Annotated in this window: 14 protein-coding genes; 10 read left to right on the top strand and 4 right to left on the bottom strand. The window is 54.3% G+C overall.

The annotated features are described in order from the left end of the window. Positions 1 to 59: 59 nt before the first annotated feature. Positions 60 to 1526, top strand: a complete 1467-nt coding sequence (gene der / locus ON072_RS02390; RefSeq protein WP_025887505.1) for a ribosome biogenesis GTPase Der — start codon at positions 60 to 62, stop codon at positions 1524 to 1526. Between the two features lie 186 nt (positions 1527 to 1712). Here der and xseA read toward each other — a convergent pair whose 3' ends face one another. After that, the gene (gene xseA, locus ON072_RS02385; protein WP_261753240.1) at positions 1713 to 3056 is read right to left on the bottom strand and encodes an exodeoxyribonuclease VII large subunit; all 1344 of its coding nucleotides are present in this window, start codon (positions 3054 to 3056) and stop codon (positions 1713 to 1715) included. 118 nt (positions 3057 to 3174) lie between these two features. Between xseA and guaB the strand changes: the two genes are divergently transcribed. The 6 genes from guaB to ON072_RS02355 all read left to right on the top strand — a co-directional run bounded on the left by guaB (position 3175) and on the right by ON072_RS02355 (position 10346). Then, positions 3175 to 4641, top strand: coding sequence for an IMP dehydrogenase (guaB, locus tag ON072_RS02380; protein WP_107352718.1), 1467 nt, complete (start codon positions 3175 to 3177; stop codon positions 4639 to 4641). A gap of 103 nt (positions 4642 to 4744) precedes the next feature. Beyond that, complete coding sequence (gene guaA, locus ON072_RS02375) at positions 4745 to 6322, top strand: glutamine-hydrolyzing GMP synthase (protein WP_028779200.1); 1578 nt, start codon at positions 4745 to 4747, stop codon at positions 6320 to 6322. Positions 6323 to 6512: 190 nt separating this feature from the next. After that, entirely contained in the window at positions 6513 to 7394 is an 882-nt protein-coding gene (locus ON072_RS02370; protein ID WP_190535384.1) for a LysR family transcriptional regulator, read from the top strand. Positions 7395 to 7630: 236 nt separating this feature from the next. After that, complete coding sequence (locus ON072_RS02365) at positions 7631 to 8728, top strand: alkene reductase (RefSeq protein WP_261752763.1); 1098 nt, start codon at positions 7631 to 7633, stop codon at positions 8726 to 8728. Between the two features lie 8 nt (positions 8729 to 8736). Next, positions 8737 to 9825 (top strand): alkene reductase, encoded by a 1089-nt coding sequence (locus ON072_RS02360; protein WP_261752762.1) that lies wholly within the window; start codon positions 8737 to 8739, stop codon positions 9823 to 9825. Between the two features lie 98 nt (positions 9826 to 9923). Continuing rightward, a complete protein-coding gene (locus tag ON072_RS02355) occupies positions 9924 to 10346 on the top strand; it encodes a VOC family protein (RefSeq protein WP_208135595.1) in 423 nt (140 codons plus the stop codon). A gap of 99 nt (positions 10347 to 10445) precedes the next feature. Here ON072_RS02355 and ON072_RS02350 read toward each other — a convergent pair whose 3' ends face one another. Next, a complete protein-coding gene (locus tag ON072_RS02350) occupies positions 10446 to 11333 on the bottom strand; it encodes a LysR family transcriptional regulator (RefSeq protein WP_025009774.1) in 888 nt (295 codons plus the stop codon). A 234-nt stretch (positions 11334 to 11567) separates the two neighbouring features. Here ON072_RS02350 and ON072_RS02345 point away from each other — a divergent pair, with 234 nt between their 5' ends. Together ON072_RS02345 and ON072_RS02340 are read left to right on the top strand one after the other, a co-directional pair. After that, on the top strand, positions 11568 to 12824 hold the full coding sequence (locus ON072_RS02345) for an adenylosuccinate synthetase (protein WP_025886539.1): 1257 nt from the start codon (positions 11568 to 11570) through the stop codon (positions 12822 to 12824). A gap of 172 nt (positions 12825 to 12996) precedes the next feature. Continuing rightward, complete coding sequence (locus tag ON072_RS02340; protein ID WP_144132208.1) at positions 12997 to 13194, top strand: hypothetical protein; 198 nt, start codon at positions 12997 to 12999, stop codon at positions 13192 to 13194. A gap of 86 nt (positions 13195 to 13280) precedes the next feature. Here ON072_RS02340 and ON072_RS02335 read toward each other — a convergent pair whose 3' ends face one another. Together ON072_RS02335 and ON072_RS02330 are read right to left on the bottom strand one after the other, a co-directional pair. Next, positions 13281 to 16355, bottom strand: coding sequence for a MexW/MexI family multidrug efflux RND transporter permease subunit (locus tag ON072_RS02335; protein WP_261752761.1), 3075 nt, complete (start codon positions 16353 to 16355; stop codon positions 13281 to 13283). Continuing rightward, on the bottom strand, positions 16352 to 17545 hold the full coding sequence (locus tag ON072_RS02330; protein ID WP_261752760.1) for an efflux RND transporter periplasmic adaptor subunit: 1194 nt from the start codon (positions 17543 to 17545) through the stop codon (positions 16352 to 16354). The genes ON072_RS02335 and ON072_RS02330 overlap by 4 nt, the downstream gene beginning before the upstream one ends. A 119-nt stretch (positions 17546 to 17664) precedes the next feature. Here ON072_RS02330 and soxR point away from each other — a divergent pair, with 119 nt between their 5' ends. After that, a complete protein-coding gene (gene soxR / locus ON072_RS02325) occupies positions 17665 to 18150 on the top strand; it encodes a redox-sensitive transcriptional activator SoxR (RefSeq protein ID WP_101058682.1) in 486 nt (161 codons plus the stop codon). The last annotated feature ends 26 nt before the right edge of the window (positions 18151 to 18176 follow it).

Below are 18176 nucleotides of genomic sequence, written 5' to 3'. Positions count from 1 at the left end.
AAGCCCCTGGGAGTGCGTTCCGGGGGCTTTTTATTGAGAAGTTTTAAAGAGGCAAAAAGATGATTCCTGTAGTGGCCCTGGTAGGGCGACCCAATGTCGGTAAGTCGACCCTGTTCAATCGTCTGACCCGCACCCGTGATGCACTGGTGGCGGATTACCCAGGCTTGACGCGGGATCGTAAATACGGTCGTGCCTATCTGTCAGGTTACGAATTCATCCTGGTGGATACCGGCGGTATTGACGGCACCGAAGAAGGCATAGAAACCAAGATGGCCGAGCAATCGCTGGCGGCTATCGAAGAAGCGGATGTAGTGCTGTTTTTGACAGATGCCCGCGCCGGTTTGACCGCGGCCGATCAGGCCATAGCCCAACATCTTCGCAGCCGGCAAAAGACCACCTTCGTGGTGGCCAACAAGATTGACGGTATCGATGCCGACTCCGCCTGCGCCGAATTCTGGGCCCTGGGCCTGGGTGAGGTGTATCAGATGGCGGCGGCTCACGGCCGCGGCGTTACTAATATGATTGAGTATGCGCTGGCTCCTTTTGCCGAGGCGATGGGGATTAACCCGGATGCGCCCGAGGAAGAGAAGGTCGACGAGCGTCAATACACAGAAGAGGAAGCCGAAGCCGAACAGGCCAGATTGCAGGACTTGCCTATCAAGCTGGCGATTATCGGCAAGCCCAACGTGGGCAAGTCGACCCTGACCAACCGTATCCTCGGTGAAGAGCGGGTAGTGGTTTATGATGAGCCGGGCACCACCCGCGACTCCATCTATATTCCAATGCAGCGTGAAGGCCGCGAGTACGTCATCATAGACACTGCCGGGGTGCGTCGCCGCGCCAAGGTGCATGAAGTCGTGGAAAAGTTCTCGGTGATTAAAACCCTGAAAGCGGTTGAAGACGCCAACGTGGTGCTCTTGGTTATCGATGCCCGTGAAGGTATCGCCGAGCAGGACCTTGGTTTGCTGGGCTTTGCCCTCAACGCCGGCCGCGCGCTGGTGATTGCGGTCAACAAGTGGGACGGCATAGACAATGACGTCAAGGAAAGGGTCAAGAGTGAGCTGGATCGTCGTCTGGGCTTTATCGACTTTGCGCGCATCCACTTTATCTCGGCGCTGCATGGCACAGGCGTGGGTCATCTGTATGAGTCCATCGAAGAAGCTTACGACAGTGCTACCAGACGGGTATCCACTTCGCTGCTGACCAAGATCATGCAGATGGCGCAGGACGACCATCAGCCGCCTCTGGTCAATGGTCGCCGGGTCAAGCTCAAGTATGCCCACGCCGGTGGTTACAACCCGCCTATCGTGGTGGTACACGGCAACCAGGTATCCAAGCTGCCGGATTCCTACAAGCGCTATATGATGAACTACTACCGCCGCTCGCTGAAGGTTGTGGGTACGCCCATCCAGCTGCGCTTCCAGGAAGGGGCCAACCCCTTTGAAGGTAAAGGGGAGAAACTGACCCTGAGCCAGGAAAGACGCCGCAAGCGGATGATGGCGCACATCAAGAACAAGAAAGCCTGATAGGGTTTTCGCAAAACAAAGCCGGGTTTAACCCGGCTTTGTTGTTTCTGATGACCAATATTGCACTTTAATTCAGTGAGTTGTGTTTAATAAAGGGCCTGTGAACTGGAATAACATCTGTCAACGACTCATAGGTATTTTCAATTCGGTTCCCTTCTCCAGCGAAGAGCATTTATCTGATTGATGCTATTCCTCAATAATGGCTTCAATTCTTGAGAGCAGCGCACCCTGTTTCAATTGGGTGCGCATCTGCTCGCCGACCACGGCGTCCTGGCTGTTTTCCAGGACTTTACCGGCTTCGTTCTTGCTGATGCTGTAGCCTCTGGACAGGGTCGACAGCGGGCTGACACTTTCCAGCGAATGGGCGCTGGCACCCAGGCGCGCCTTGGCCTCTTTCAGTTTATCGGCCATGGCGTCCTGCAACTGTTGACCGAGATAATTCAATCTGCTGCCTTCCAGGCTCAGCTTGTGGGCCGGGCTCTGGGCTTCGAGGCGGCTCTTGAGCTGCAGCTGCCTGTGCTCCAGCCGGTGGAGGCGACTGTTGATGGCGGCCGTCATTCTCAGTTGCTGCTCATCAAACTGTTGTACCAGCTGCTCCAGCCGCCGCTTGGGATCCTGGCGCTGCAACTTGTGATCCAGCAGCGACAGCTGTTGGCGCTTGGCCAAGTGCCAGTGTTGCCAGCCCTGGCGCAGCCTGGCCATGGCCGTGGTCAGCTTTTGCCGCTTGTTGTCGACATCCTGGGATACCAGCTCGGCGGCGGCCGATGGGGTCGGGGCACGCAGATCGGCGACATAGTCACTGATACAGGTGTCCACTTCATGGCCCACCGCCGAAATCACCGGCAGGGCACTGTTGTAGATGGCGTGAGCCAGATTTTCATCGTTGAAACACCACATATCTTCCAGGCTGCCACCGCCGCGGGTCAGCAGTAACAGATCCACTTCCAGCCGCTGGTTGGCCAGCGTGAGCGCCTCAATAAGCTGGTTGGCGGCAGTATCGCCCTGAACCTGGGAAGGATAGATCACCACTTCGATGGAAGGATCGCGGCGTTTCAGCACATGCAGTACATCGCGAATGGCGGCGCCAGTGGGAGAGGTGATCACCCCAATGCGCTGGATATTGGCAGGCAGTGGCCGCTTGGTGTCGGCGGCAAACAGGCCTTCGGCCGCGAGCTTCAGCTTCAACGCTTCATACTGCTGCGCCAGCAGGCCATCACCGGCAGGCAGCATGGTTTCGATAAGCAGTTGATAATCGCCCCTTGGCTCATACACACTCAGGGCTGCCCGCACCAGCACTTGCTGGCCGTTGGTCGGGCGAAAGGTCACATTCTGGTTGCGGCCACGGAACATGGCGCAGCGAATTTGTGAGTGGTTGTCCTTGAGCGTCAGATACCAATGGCCCGAGCTTGGGCTGGCAAAGTTGGAAATTTCACCATTGAGCCAAATTCTGCCGAGGTTTCCCTCCAACAAGGCGCGAACTTCGGCATTGAGGCGGGAGACGGTATATACCTGTTTTTTGGGCTCTGGCATGGAATTTGCGTTCAAATTGGAATTTTTCTCTATTTTCCCATTTACCACCCCGGGGTTGCAAGGTATAATGCCGCCGCAATATTTCACCTTCAAATCTGACCCCCGGGGAGATGTTGCAATGCTACGATTAATTAAAGAAGCGCTTACCTTTGACGATGTGCTGCTGGTTCCAGCCCACTCGACCGTTCTCCCTAATACCGCCAATCTCAAGACCCGTCTGACCGACAAAATCGAACTGAATATCCCCCTGGTGTCCGCTGCAATGGACACAGTGACCGAAGCCCGTCTGGCAATTGCCATGGCGCAGGAAGGCGGCATGGGCTTTATTCATAAGAATATGAGTATTGAACAGCAGGCCGAAGAAGTTCGTAAAGTGAAGATCTATGAAGCAGGTGTGGTTCAACAGCCTGTGACAGTGAAGCCTTCCACGACACTGGCCGAGCTTAAGGTATTAACTGCAAAGAACGGATTTGCCGGCTATCCGGTAATCAATGACGCCAACGAACTGGTGGGTATTATCACCGGCCGTGACGTGCGCTTCGTGACCGATACCAACCGCCTGGTTTCTGAAATCATGACCCCGAAAGAGCGTTTGGTGACAGTACCTGAAGGCACCAAGCTGGATGAAGTACAAAAGCTGATGCACTCCAACCGCATTGAAAAAGTGCTGGTTGTGAATGATGAATTCCAGCTCAAGGGCCTGATCACAGTTAAAGACTTCGAGAAAGCCGAGCGTAAGCCCAATGCCTGTAAAGATGAGCTGGGTCGTCTGCGTGTTGGTGCCGCTGTTGGTGCCGGTCCAGGTAACGAAGAGCGTGTTGATGCGCTGGTAAAAGCCGGTGTCGATGTACTCTTGATTGACTCTTCCCACGGCCATTCTGAAGGGGTACTGCAGCGTATTCGCGATACCCGTGCCAAGTATCCTGATCTGCAAATCGTTGGTGGCAATGTGGCGACCGCCGAAGGCGCCCTGGCGCTGGTAGAAGCCGGTGTGAATGCGGTTAAAGTCGGTATCGGCCCTGGTTCCATCTGTACTACCCGTATCGTTACCGGTGTGGGTGTACCGCAAATCACTGCAGTTTCCGATGCCGCTGCTGCCGTTAAACATCTGGGTATCCCTGTGATTGCCGATGGCGGTATCCGCTTCTCGGGCGATCTGGCCAAGGCGCTGGCCGCCGGTGCATCTTGCATCATGGCAGGGTCCATGTTTGCCGGTACCGACGAGTCTCCAGGTGAAACTGAACTCTACAAGGGCCGTGCCTATAAGTCTTACCGCGGTATGGGCTCACTGGGTGCCATGTCTCAGGGCTCTTCCGATCGCTACTTCCAGAGCGACAACGCTGCCGACAAACTGGTACCTGAAGGTATCGAAGGCCGTGTTCCCTACAAAGGCAAAATCAAAGAGATTATCCATCAGTACATGGGCGGTCTGCGCTCCTGTATGGGCCTGACAGGCTGCGCCACCATTCAGGAATTGGGTGAAAAGGCCCAGTTCGTCAAGGTGACTTCTGCCGGTATGGGCGAATCTCACGTTCACGATGTGACTATCTCCAAAGAAGCGCCGAACTACCGTTCAGGCGTTTAACAAATTCGGGGCGGCATGAGTGTCGCCCTTGGTTTATAAGCAGATAAAAACTGTGCCTGTTACGGCAGGCACTGCAATCAAACTAAAGAGATAAAGGTTATCAATGAGCAATATTCATGAGCACAAGATACTGATCCTTGATTTCGGATCCCAGTATACCCAGCTGATTGCCCGTCGTATCCGCGAAATTGGCGTCTACTGTGAACTCTGGGCCTGGGATGTCAGTGAAGAGCAGATCCGCGAGTTTGCCCCTCAGGGCATTATTCTGGCAGGTGGTCCCGAGAGTGTCACCGCCGACAATTCTCCCCGTGCCCCTGAGTATGTGTTTAACGCAGGCGTGCCTGTACTGGGTATCTGCTACGGCATGCAGACCATGAGCGAACAGCTGGGCGGCAAGGTTATCCAGGGCATAGGCGAGGGCGAGTTCGGTTACGCGCAAATCGAACTACTGGCCGAATCTGCACTGTTCAAAAACATCGAAGATGCCGTTAACGAAGCCGGTCGTCCATTGCTGGATGTATGGATGAGCCACGGTGACAAAGTCTCGGCCATCCCTGAAGGCTTTGTCGCGGTTGCCAAGACCGAAACCTGCCCTTTCGCCGCCATGGCCAATGAAGCCAAAGGTTTCTACGGCGTGCAGTTCCACCCTGAAGTGACCCATACTCGTCAGGGCAAGCGCATGCTGGAGCATTTCGCACTGGAAATCTGTGGCTGTGAAGCCAAGTGGAAACCCGCTTCCATCATCGAAGATGCCGTTGAGCGCCTGAAAAAGCAGATAGGTGACGACGAAGTGATCCTGGCGCTTTCCGGTGGGGTTGACTCCTCTGTTACCGCCATGTTGCTGCACCGCGCCATCGGCGACAGACTCACCTGTGTGTTTGTCGACAACGGCCTGCTGCGTCTGAACGAAGGCGAGCAAGTGATGGAGATGTTCGGCGACCACTTCGGTCTCAACATCATCAAGGTGGAAGCCGAAGACAGATTCCTCAATGCCCTTAAAGGCGAAAACGACCCTGAAGCCAAGCGCAAGATCATCGGCCGGGTATTTGTGGAAATCTTCGACGAAGAAGCCGGTAAGTGCGTTAACGCCAAGTGGCTGGCCCAGGGCACCATCTACCCTGATGTTATCGAGTCTGCCGGCAGCGCCACAGGCAAGGCCCATGTGATCAAGTCGCACCATAACGTCGGCGGCCTGCCGGAAGATATGGAGCTGGGTCTGGTTGAGCCGCTGCGTGAACTGTTCAAAGACGAAGTACGCAAGATAGGCCTGGAGCTGGGCCTGCCTTACGACATGCTCTATCGTCACCCATTCCCTGGCCCAGGCCTGGGTGTACGGGTACTCGGTGAAGTCAAGAAAGAGTACTGCGATCTGCTGCGCCGCGCCGATGCCATCTTCATCGAAGAGCTGCGCAAAGCCGAACTGTACGACCGTGTCAGCCAGGCCTTCACTGTGTTCCTGCCGGTTCGCAGCGTAGGCGTAATGGGCGATGGCCGTAAGTACGACTGGGTTGTGTCTCTGCGCGCCGTGGAAACCATCGACTTTATGACAGCCCATTGGGCTCACCTGCCGTACGACTTCCTCGGCCGGGTATCCAACCGCATCATCAATGAAATCGACGGTATCTCCCGCGTGGTGTACGACATCTCAGGCAAGCCACCGGCAACGATTGAGTGGGAATAAGTCCTCTCGGGATAGTGATTTAAAAAGGCGCTTCGGCGCCTTTTTTGCTGCCTATGGGCACAATACCCAAGGAGGACTCCGGCGTTTTCGAGCATTATGCGTAGAAATCAGTTTGTCAAAAATAAGTGTTTCAGTAGGTAATATTTGCTATAAATGCAAAAAATGCTGGTGATGTATTTAGGTAAGAGTGATGAAAACACGGTCCGATGACTTGGCAATACTGCTGGCGGTTGTAGACAATGGTGGCTTTTCTCCGGCAGCTGAGCTTTTGGATATCCAGGTCTCGCGGGTTTCAAGGGCGGTGAGTAAGGTTGAGAGTCAGCTTGGGGTTTCAATACTCAATCGTACTACGCGCCGCATAGATTTAACCGAAGAGGGACGGCAGTTTGTTGATACAGTTCGTCTTGGTTTGTCGCAAATTCAGCAAGCAGAAGAAGAGATTATCACCAGAGGGACATTACCCAAGGGGCGTCTACGCGTCGATGCTGCAAGTCCGTTTGTGTTTCACCAACTGGTGCCGCTTATCCAGCCCTTTATGCAAGCCTTTCCGGATATTGAACTGGAACTGACATCCAACGAGGGGTTTGTTGATCTGTTGGAAAAGAAAACAGATCTAGCGATTCGGATAGGTTCTTTAAGCGATTCGACTCTGCACGCACGGCCGCTCGGAAAGAGTTTGCTCTATGTTGTCGCTTCGCCTGAGTACCTGGCAAGACGGGGATTTATCAATAAAAGCAGTGAGCTTATTCATCACGATTTATTGGGTTTTTCCAGCCCTAAAACCCTTAACGATTGGCCGCTCAAAGGGATTGGTCGTATCACCCCAACAATAACATCGAGTAACGGTGAAACGGTGAGACAGCTGGCATTACAGGGCAATGGTATCGCTTGCTTATCGGGATTTATGGTGAAGAAAGATATCAGTGAGGGACGTTTAATCCCTTTATTGGAAAGAGAAAAAATCACCAATATAGGACGAGAGCAGATTAATGCCGTTTATTATAAATCCTCCAATGTTGCCAAGCGTATCTCCGCTTTTATTGACTTTATTCAGCCTAAATTGACGCTATGACTCGGCTTTGGGCAAGCTCTCTTTGCGGTTTGCGTCGGCGGTAATCCAGTCCTTCTCTAACGTTATTTGTACCTTCCATGGTTCAAGGGAGTCGAATGCTTTTCCTTATCTGGCATTGGGCTTTCATGTTACTTGGCAATTTTTGCGTATATGACAAAAATGATTTGTCTTTATTGCTCTCAATGCCTCTATTTGGGTTTGTTACTATGCCTGCCATCACATGAGAGGGCTTTTCTATGACGCAATCACTTTTTCAATCGATCAAACTGGGTGAGCTACTGCTCAACAACCGAGTTGTCATGCCACCTATGACGCGCTCAAGAGCCAGTCAACCAGGCGATGTGGCCAACGAGATGATGGCAACCTATTATGCGCAGCGTGCCGGTGCGGGCTTGATTGTCTCAGAGGGGACACAGATTTCCACCATGGCCAAAGGTTATGCGTGGACGCCGGGGATCTACACTCCCGAGCAGATCGCCGGTTGGCGCAGAGTGACTGAGGCTGTGCATGCCAAAGGCGGTGCGATTTTTGCGCAGTTGTGGCATGTGGGGAGAGTGACTCATCCGGACAATATTGGTGGTTTGCAGCCTATCTCGTCATCAGACATTAAGGCTGAGAACGTGAAAGTGTTCGTCGATAATGGCAGCGACAAACCCGGTTTTGTCGATGTGGTTCAGCCCAGGGCAATGATAAAGGCCGATATAGAGCAAGTTATCGCTGATTATCGTCAAGCAGCGCTCAATGCTATTGAAGCCGGTTTTGATGGTATTGAATTACATGCCGCCAATGGTTACTTGATTAACCAGTTTATTGATTCCGAAGCAAACAATCGTGGTGATGAGTACGGTGGCAGCCTTGAAAACCGTCTTCGTTTTCTTGATGAAGTGGTTACGGCATTGGTTGACGCCATTGGGGCAGATCGCGTCGGGGTGCGTCTGGCACCGCTGACCACACTCAACGGCACAGTGGATGCAAACCCTATTGAAACCTATACCGCTGCTGCAGCGCTACTCAATCGACATCGCATTGTTTATTTGCATATTGCCGAAGTGGACTGGGACGATGCGCCCGATACACCGCTTTCGTTCAAGCAAGCGCTCCGTGAAGCCTATCAAGGAGTGTTGATTTATGCCGGTCGCTATAACTTGGAGAAGGCAGAGCAAGCCATTAACGCTGGCCTTGCCGATATGATAGGTTTTGGTCGGCCTTTTGTTGCCAATCCAGATCTGCCGGAGCGTTTGCGACAGGGCTATCCCTTGGCTGAACATGATCCCAACACCCTATTCGGGGGCGGTGAAGCAGGGCTCATTGATTATCCAAGTTATCAGGCATAGGGGGTAGCATGTTAACAGCATTCCATGGTCAAGCATTGAAGACCAACAATCGCATCGTCATGGCTCCCATGACACGTTCACGTACTTCTCAACCGGGAGACATTCCCAATGAGATGATGGCTGAGTATTATCGGCAACGCGCCAGTGCCGGGCTCATTATTACAGAGGGAGCACCGGTTTCAGCCATCGCGAGAGGCTATTCGATGACCCCCGGGATTTATACCCCTGAACAGATCCAAGGCTGGAAAAAAGTCACTCAAGCTGTCCATCAGCAAGGGGGAAAAATCTTTGTTCAGCTTTGGCATGTGGGGCGTCGCAGCCATGCCAATATCGCCGGCTCGCAACCTATGGCACCATCGGCGATTAGCATTCCAGATCAGGTGTTTGGCCCGTTGGCTGAAGGCGGTTTCGGTATGGTGGCGACACAACAGCCAAAAGCGATGACGGAAGCAGAGATTAAAGCCACTACCGCAGATTTTGTGCAAGCAGCCCAAAATGCAATAGACGCGGGGTTTGATGGCGTTGAAGTGCACGCCGCACATGGTTATCTGTTCGACACTTTCTTAAGGCTGGAAAGTAATCAACGACAAGATCAATATGGTGGCAATCAAGAGAATCGGATGCGTTTCTTGCTGGAAACGCTACAGGCACTTTGTGAGGCGATTGGCGCAGGCAAGGTCTCTGTACGTTTGTCCCCTTATGTTAACGAAGGCTTTGCCGGCGAGGACCCGGAAATCGTGCCTTTGACGTTGGCCTTGCTGGAAAAGTTGCAGCCGATGAATCTTGCATATGTGCACTTTTCGGAGAATATCTCCCGTTACTCGGTAGTACCCGAGGCATTTCGTCGCCAGGTTCGCAGTGTATATAGCAATCCTATTATGGTGGCGGGCAAGCTGACCAGGCAAACAGCGCAAAGCTTACTCGACAAAAAGTATGCCGACTTTGTTGCCTTTGGTACGCCTTTTGTGACCAATCCGGACTTGGTTGCCCGTTTTACCCATGACTGGCCATTGGCTGAGTTCGATGCAGATGCAAGGCTAACTTTATATGGTGGTGGTGAACAAGGTTATATCGATTACCCAGCTTATGAGGTATAGCCGACAGGGTTCATTGGTTCCCCTGCTGCAGGAATACTGAAGGGATAAAATCTGGGGTTACATCATGTCCAAGTCAGTTCAGCGTATAAGGTAAGAAGATGAAGCAGAACATTGTCCATATTGCACTGGTAGTAAAAGACTACGATGAAGCAATCGATTTTTATACCAATAAGCTTCAATTTGAGCTTATTGAAGACACTTACCAACCTGAGCAAGATAAGCGCTGGGTTGTGGTTGCGCCGCCCAATTCTCACGGAGTGGCTTTGTTGTTGGCAAGGGCTTCAAAACCTGAGCAATTAGACTTCATTGGTAACCAAGCGGGAGGTCGTGTATTCCTTTTCTTGAATACCGATGACTTTTGGCGAGACTACGAGCGTATGCAGTCAGTAGGTATCGAGTTTGTACGTGCCCCCCAAGAGCAGGATTACGGTACGGTAGCGGTATTTAAAGATTTATATGGCAACCTTTGGGATTTACTTCAGTTGAATCCTGAGCATCCAATGGCGAAAAGGCAAGCATAACAAATGGCTATGGCGTCAATGGTTATTTTTCCATCTGACGCCGGCTTGTTAAGTTTTCCTGTAGCCGGAAGTCGTTGAATGCCTGTTACCTTCACACAGTTAACCCACACTCGGCGATTGCAATATCTCTTCATCCACCCAATGGAGCAGTTTCTTGATGGCTTTGGAGAGCACCTGGTTCTGACGCACTATGTAACCCAGGCTGGCGGAAGGGAAGCTGGGCAGTGGGGTAATGCTGGACTGCAAATTGAGTTTCGGGTGCAGGGCGAAGTCCGGCACTATGGCGATGCCGAAGCCGGCTTCGGCCCAGTCGATTTGGGCATCCACGCTGCCCACCTCCATGATGCGGTATTCCGGCAGTTTGAGCTCAGGCAGAGCCGGGTCAATCAGATCCCGGGTGCGGGTGTCGTGCCCCAGTAGTATCAAGGTCGGAGCTTCCTGCGGGCTGGGGACTTTTCCTCTCTGCCAGGCCTTGAGATCATTGCCCAAGGCGTACCATTTCACTTGTTTCAGCTCGGTAAAATGCAGCGGCTGACTCTCTTTTTGCGCCATCACAAAGCCGAGATCGGCCTTGGCACTTTTTACCAGGTCTGCCGCCTGAGAGGAGGTGGTGTTCAGCAGTGTCAGGTCGATGCCGGGGAATTCGGTTTTGAACGACTGAAACGGGCCTATCAACAGCCATCTGGAAATAATATCGCTGGCGGCTATGGTCATCGTGCCCTGGCACAGATCATTGATGGCGTTGAGATCGGCCTGGCAACTTTGCAGCTCCATCAGGGTATTGTGCGCACTCCTTAGCAAGCGCTCACCGGCTTGGGTCAGCCGAAATGGATTACGCTCAATCAGCTTTACTCGGGTGGTTTGCTCCAACTGCTTGATATGCAAGCTGACATTGGGTTGCGTCATATGCAGCTCATTGGCTGCCTTGCCGAAGTGTTCGAGGCGGGCCAGGGTGACAAAGGTTTTAAGCCAGTGGAGTTCGAGCATAACAGCCTCTTTAAGAGCTTTTTAGCGGTACTTTTGCAGCGTTAGGGCAGGCGCTTTATGGTTGGCTGCTTTTGGCCATGGCCTTAGTCATGGCCTTGGTCACGACAATTGCCCGCTATCTTCGATGCAAAGTATCCCGATATGGATTTCTTATCAAGCCAATAATGATTATTAATTTTTCTTATTTATGCCGTGGTCATAGGATAGACAGGTTTTTGTTTAGGAGAACTGGAAATGTCGTCTATCGTTGTAGTTGGTGCAAACTGGGGTGATGAAGGTAAAGGCCGTATCGTGGACTATCTGGCAGATAGCGCAGCGGCGAGTATACGTTTTCAGGGCGGCAACAATGCCGGCCACACAGTTGTGAATGACTTTGGTACATTCAAACTGCATCAACTGCCTAGCGGCGTATTCAATCCTGGTTGTTTGGCGGTATTGGGTCCCGGCATGGTGATAAGCCCGGCGCCACTTTCCGAAGAGATTGCCGAGGTAAAAGCCGCCGGTGTCAATGTCAATCTGTGCATTTCCGACCGGGCGACTCTGTGCCTGCCAATCCACGCCATTGAAGATACTCTGGAAGAGGAGCGTCTCGGTGACGGCGCTTACGGTTCTACCCGCCAGGGCATTGCCCCGGCTTACGGTGACCGGGTAATGAAAAAAGGCATTCTGGTGGGTTGGTTGAAGCAGCCTGAAGTACTGCGTGAACGTATCCAGTTTATGCTGGACTGGAAACTGCCGCAGCTCAAGGCGCTGTATCCCTCCTTTGAATTTTCGCAAACCGCAGAAGAGATGACAGCTTGGTTGCTGGAAGTGTCTGCCCCTTGGCGTGATGCCATCTGCAACGTGAGCGAGCCACTGAAAGCGCTGCAGGCAAAAGATGAAAACCTGCTGTTTGAAGCCCAGTTGGGCGCGGGTCGTGACCTGGTTTACGGTGAATACCCTTGGACCACTTCTTCCAACGTGACCGCCGCTTATGCCGGTCTCGGCAGTGGTTTACCGGCACTGCGCCCCGAGCGGGTGATTGCCGTAGCCAAGTCCTTCAGCTCATCAGTGGGAACCGGTACCTTGATTACTGCCATGGAAGAACAGGACAGCTTCCGCGAAGCCGCCAATGAGTACGGCGCGGTAACCGGGCGTCCCCGTGATATGGGCTATTTCGATGCCGTGGCCACCCGTAATGGTGTCGAGCTGCAGGCAGCTACCGAAGTGGCGCTGACCAAGCTGGATTGTTTGAGTGGGATGCAGGATCTGAAAATCTGCATCGATTATCAGGGCGATCACAGCGAAAACCCGATTTGGCCACAAACCTCAGCCTTGGCGCCGGTTTATGAGCAGATGGAAGGCTGGAGCGAAGACATCACGGCTTGTCGCACCTTTGAGAGCCTGCCTCTGGCGGCGCAAAAGTATGTGCAGCGGGTTGAAGAGCTGATGGGCGTACCGGTAAAAATGATCTCTGTCGGCCCGGAGCGGGCGCAGATGATCCTCCGCTAACAGCCTCTTGTGTGCCATGCCGCAACCTTAGCTTGTTAAAGAGAGCGGAATAAAGAGAACTGATTGAGGGCCCCATTCACTTTTACCGGGTGAATGGGGCCCTTTGGTTGTATCGGCTTGCAAGATAAACTCTTGGAGACATGGACCTGCTCCAGAAAAAGGAATAATGACCATGAACAAACAGCAGGAAACGGCAAAACCAAACTCAATATCTCAGCGAGATGAGCCGCTGGTTCGGCGGCTCACGGATGAGGAGATAGCCGAGCTCAGGCGGGATATGGCCGAATCGGCTGCCTGGATGCGCGCCGAATTGAAACGGCGCAGGGAAGCCAAAGATAAAGCGGACAAGGCTCAGGAAGCACAAGACTAAGGAATCGTCATGTCGCTTAAGGAGCGCTGCGAATAATAAACTGCCCGCAATCGCGGGCAGTTTGGTCTTTCTATAGCGAGCCCGAGTTACTGGCTCTGCAATACAGGCGCCAACTGCTGCTGTCTTTCGTCTATGCGGGTATGGTCCCGTGCCAGCAGGGTGTAGATGGTCGGCAATATAAACAGGGTAAACAGCGTGCCTATCAACATGCCGGAAACGATCACCAGGCCCAGACCGAAACGACTGGCGGCACCGGCGCCGCTGGCAAACAGCATGGGGATAAGCCCAAATACCATGGCGGCTGTGGTCATCAGCACCGGCCGCAGGCGGATCCTGGCGGCTTCCAGTATCGCCTGTTGACGGCTCAACTGTTTTTGCTGTTGCAGCTCGTTGGCAAACTCCACCATTAAAATGCCGTGTTTGCTGATAAGGCCTATCAGAGTGACCAACCCTATCTGGGTGTAGATATTGAGAGTGGTCAACCCCAACGCCAGTGGCAACAGGGCGCCGCAGATGGACAAAGGCACAGTGATCAGAATGATAAGCGGGTCAATCAGGCTTTCATACTGCGCCGCCAGCACCAGATAGATGATCAGCAGCGCAGCGATAAAGGCAAAGGCCAAACTATTGCCTTCGTGCACATACTGGCGCGAGTCAGACTGCCAGTCATGGCTGTAGTCGGCGGGCAGTGCTGCAAGCTGCTGCTCGAGGAAGGCCACAGCTTGCCCCATGCTTACTCCCGGCGCCGGAATCGCCTGTAAGGTGGCGGCATTTTGCTGGCCGAACTGACTCAGACGGTTTGGCTCGACTCCGCGCTCGAGTGTGACCAGGCCGGAGAGGGGCACCAGAGTGCCATCAGTGCTGCGTACATACTGTTTGCCAAGCTCTTCGGCCGAGAGGCGTTGTTCCCTCAGGCTTTGGGGGATTACATCATAGGCGCGGCCATCCATGGCGAAGCGATTGACATAGTTCTCACCTACCAGCAACGCCAATGACTCGGCGATATCCTGCATCCTCACCCCTAAGCTGTTGGCCTTGGCCCTGTCGACACTGAGTTGCACCACTGGGTTGTTGTAATCCAGATCGCTGTCCACCACGACAAACAAACCGCTCTGGCGCGCCGCCTGCTTGATTTGCTCCATGGTTTGATAAAGCTCGGGGTAAGCGCCGGGGGAGCGCAATACCATCTGCACCGGCAGCCCGCCGGTGGAACCTGGCAGGGGCGCCAACTGGAAGGCAAAGATACTGCTGCCCGGGATAGTGCCCGCCAGTTGCTGCAGCTCGGTCTGAATAGCACTGGCGTCTCGGCTGCGCTCACTCCAGTCACTGAGATTGATACCGCCGAAACTGGCCGCCGGGCCGTCGGTGCCATTGATTATCCAGGTACCCTGGGTTTCCGGGATCCGGGTAAATATTTGATCCAACTGCCGGTTGAAGTGCTCGGCATACTCTAGATTGGCATGTTGCGGCGCCTTGATGGCGGTTAATACGCCGGCCTGATCTTCCGTGGGGGCCAATTCCCGCTGCGGCTGCAAATAGAGCCATGGAAGAGCAAGCATCACCAGCAGGGCGAAGCCCAAGCTAAGGGTTCTATGGGCGAGCGACCATTTCAGCAGACGGCCATAGCTATCGCCCAAGCGCTCGAAAAAATGCTCGGCGGCGCGGGCCAGTCGGCCTTCGCTCTGCTTTGGTTGCAGCAACATTGAGCTCATTACCGGCGATAAGGTCAGGGCGACTATGCCGGAGACAAGTACAGCACCGGCTAGGGTCATGGCAAACTCACGAAACAGGCTGCCGGTAAGGCCGCCCATCAAGCCTATGGGGGCATAAACTGCCGCCAGGGTAATGGTCATGGCTATCACAGGGCCGGCCACTTCGCGGGCGCCTATCAGGGCAGCTGCCACAGGGTGTTTCCCCTCTTCGATATGGCGGTGGACGTTTTCTACCACCACAATGGCGTCATCCACCACCAGGCCTATGGCCAGCACCATGGCCAAGAGAGTGAGCAGGTTAATGCTGAAACCAAAGGCCAGCATCAGTGCAGCGGCGCCGAGCATGGATAGGGGAATGGTGGCTATGGGGATCAGCACAGAGCGCAGCGACCCGAGACACAAGAGGATCACCAGCACAACTATCAACAGTGCTTCGAGCAAGGTGCGCAGCACTTCATCTATGGATGCCTGAATAAAGCGGGCGTTTTCATAGGCAAGTTCCACCCGAACACCCGGCGGCAAGGTTTTGCGGATCTCCGGCAACTGCTTGCGAATGCCATCCACTATGATCAGAGGGTTGCCCTTGGGGGTGGCAAATAGCCCCAGATGCACAGCTGCCTGACCATCCATGGAGGCGCTGCTTTCTTTGGAAGCGGCGCCCAGCTCCACAGTGCCGACATCACCGAGGCGCACCAAGTCCCGCCCATCGTTTTTCAATACCAGATCGCGAAAGGCTGCGACATCAGTGATATCGGTATTCACCTTGATATTGGCGACAACAAACTGGCCCTTGACCACACCGGGAGCGGCCTGAAAGTTGTTACGTCGCAGCGCATCGGCCACATCGGCGGCCGTCAGGCCTCGTCCGGCAAGCTTGTCGCTGTCGAGCCAAAGGCGCACCGCCAGTTGTTGACCGCCAAACTGCTGGACCTTGGCCACACCGGTAATGCTGGCAAATCTGGGCTCGACCACCCGCGACAGATAGTCGGTCAGGGCCGGAATGCTCAGGCTGTCACTGGCAAAACCGACATAAGCCACGGCGGTGGATTCACCCGAGGAGCGCTCGATAACAGGATCGAAGGCATCCTTGGGCAATTTGTAGCGCACGGCACTGACCTTGGCCATCACTTCGGTCAGAGCCTGGGTGGAGTCACTGTTGAGTGTCATCCTGAGTTGAATTTGACTGCGGCCCTGAGTGGAGGATGAGGAGATAAAATCGACGCCCTCCACTGATGACAGCGCCTGAGTCAGCACCTGGGTCACAAAGCCCTGCATCAGCTCGGCCGAGGCGCCGGGATATTGGGTTGTCACACTGATAGTGGCGTTTTCCAGCTGCGGATATTGGCGCACCGGCAACTTGCCAATGGAGAACAGCCCCAGCAATAGGATAAGACTGCTGACCACCAGTGCCAGCACCGGACGCTCGACAAAACGGTCGGTAAATCTCATTGTGATTGCCCCTTGCTCTGATAAAGCAGCGCTGCGGTGAGGCTGTCCTGGCCCGTGCTGCTGACCTGGACGCCATCACTCAGCCTGAGTTGACCGGAGGTGACCACCAGTTGATCAAGCGACAGGCCGGAGATGACCTCGACCCAGCCATTCTGACGTTGGCCGGTTTTAACTGCCACTTTGTGGGCCGTGAGGCTTTGTTCTCCGGCATCGACCCGAAACACGGTTTCGCCCCAGGTGTTATAAGTGATGGCGCTTTCGGGGATCATCAGCGCCTGGCGTCTTGACTTTTCCAACGCCACCCGGGCAAACATGCCGGCTCTCAGCTTGGCAGCGCCATTCTCCTGGCTTGGATAGCTGGCCGCCTTTTCGGCAGGCTTGTCGTCAACTCGCTCTTTATCATCGGACTCGCCGTCAATAGGTTTTGGCAGCAATATCGCCTGCAGTTGCAGCATTCGTGAGCTGCCGACAATCGGCTCTATGGCGCTCAGTTTGGCGGGCCAGCTTTCATCGGGGCGTAAGTCTGTCCTGAGTTGCAATGTCTGCCCAAGCTCAAGTTTATCGGCCTGGGCTTCGCTGATGGCAAAGTTGATTTTGAGCTGGCTGTCATCCACCAATTGGGCGATGGTTTCACCGGCGCCAAGGTATTGGCCCAAGTGAATCTTGCGGATCCCCAAGGTGCCGGAGAAGGGGGCCTTGATGGCCTTTTGGGCTATCTGAGCCTGGGTTCGGGCGACAGCGGCGCGGGCCATATCGCGCTCGGCCAGGGCATTGTCCAGTGCTTCCCTGGAGGCCAGATTATCGGCGGCCAGGCTAACAAGACGCCGATAGGCACTCTCGGCTGCCAGTAACTGCGCCTCTTGCTGCAACAGTTCGGCTTGCTCCACCGCATCATTGAGCTGCACCAAGAGTTCACCGGCTTTAACCTGTTGCCCCGAGTCGAAGTGCAGCGCCGTTACCCGGCCGGATGTCTCGGCAGCGACGGCGATTTGGGCCGCGGCTTCCAGTTCGCCGACGGCGTCGAGTTGCTGTGGCAGGCTGATTTGTTGCACGCTGGCCAATGACACAGCCACAGGGCCATAGCCATGGCCGCCACTGTCTGCCTCATCATCGGCTTTCAGGCCGTAGGTAAGACCCAGGCCGAGAAGCAGCGAAAGGCCAAGCATCAGAGATAGGGATTTGTTGATCATGATAGCGACAAGTTTCCTGTGTTTTTTGTCGTTTATGTAAGGGGGCCATCCTTGGCGGGGGTTGATTTATTCCTTCGGCGGCACTATAAAACCTCAAGTTAACTTGAGGTCAATAGTCAATGAACACAAAATTTACTGCCGAACCTGAAAATGGTGACGAAGGGTCATCCCGCGGTGCTCTGACCATAGGCCAGGTCGCCAAACGCAGTGGGGTACCGGTTTCCACCATTCACTTTTATGAGTCCAAAGGGCTTATCAGCAGCCAGCGCAGCAGTGGCAACCAGCGGCGCTTTCCCTCGACTGTGCTTAGGTTGATTGCCATCATCAAGGTGGCGCAGCGCACCGGAGTGCCGCTGGAGGAGATAAAGCAGGCACTGGCCAAATACGGCACCAACGCCAAGTTGACGGCGGCGCAGTGGCGGACCATTTCCGCCGAGTTAAGGGCCTCGCTGGATGAGAGGATCAAGAAGCTGACCCGGCTGCGGGACGAGCTGGACAGCTGCATAGGCTGTGGTTGTTTATCGCTGGCCGAATGTCCACTCAGAAATCCCGATGATGTGCTGGGTCAGGAAGGCGCGGGCCCGAGGATCCTGGAGCGGCCTTGAGTCTATTCCGCATGCAGGCGCCGAAA

The sequence above is a fragment of the Shewanella sp. K8 genome, assembly GCF_028823715.1.
GTDB classification, from domain to species: Bacteria; Pseudomonadota; Gammaproteobacteria; order Enterobacterales; family Shewanellaceae; genus Shewanella; species Shewanella algae.
The sequence above is the reverse complement of the archived record's forward strand: the minus strand, read 5'-3'. Positions and strand labels throughout refer to the sequence as shown.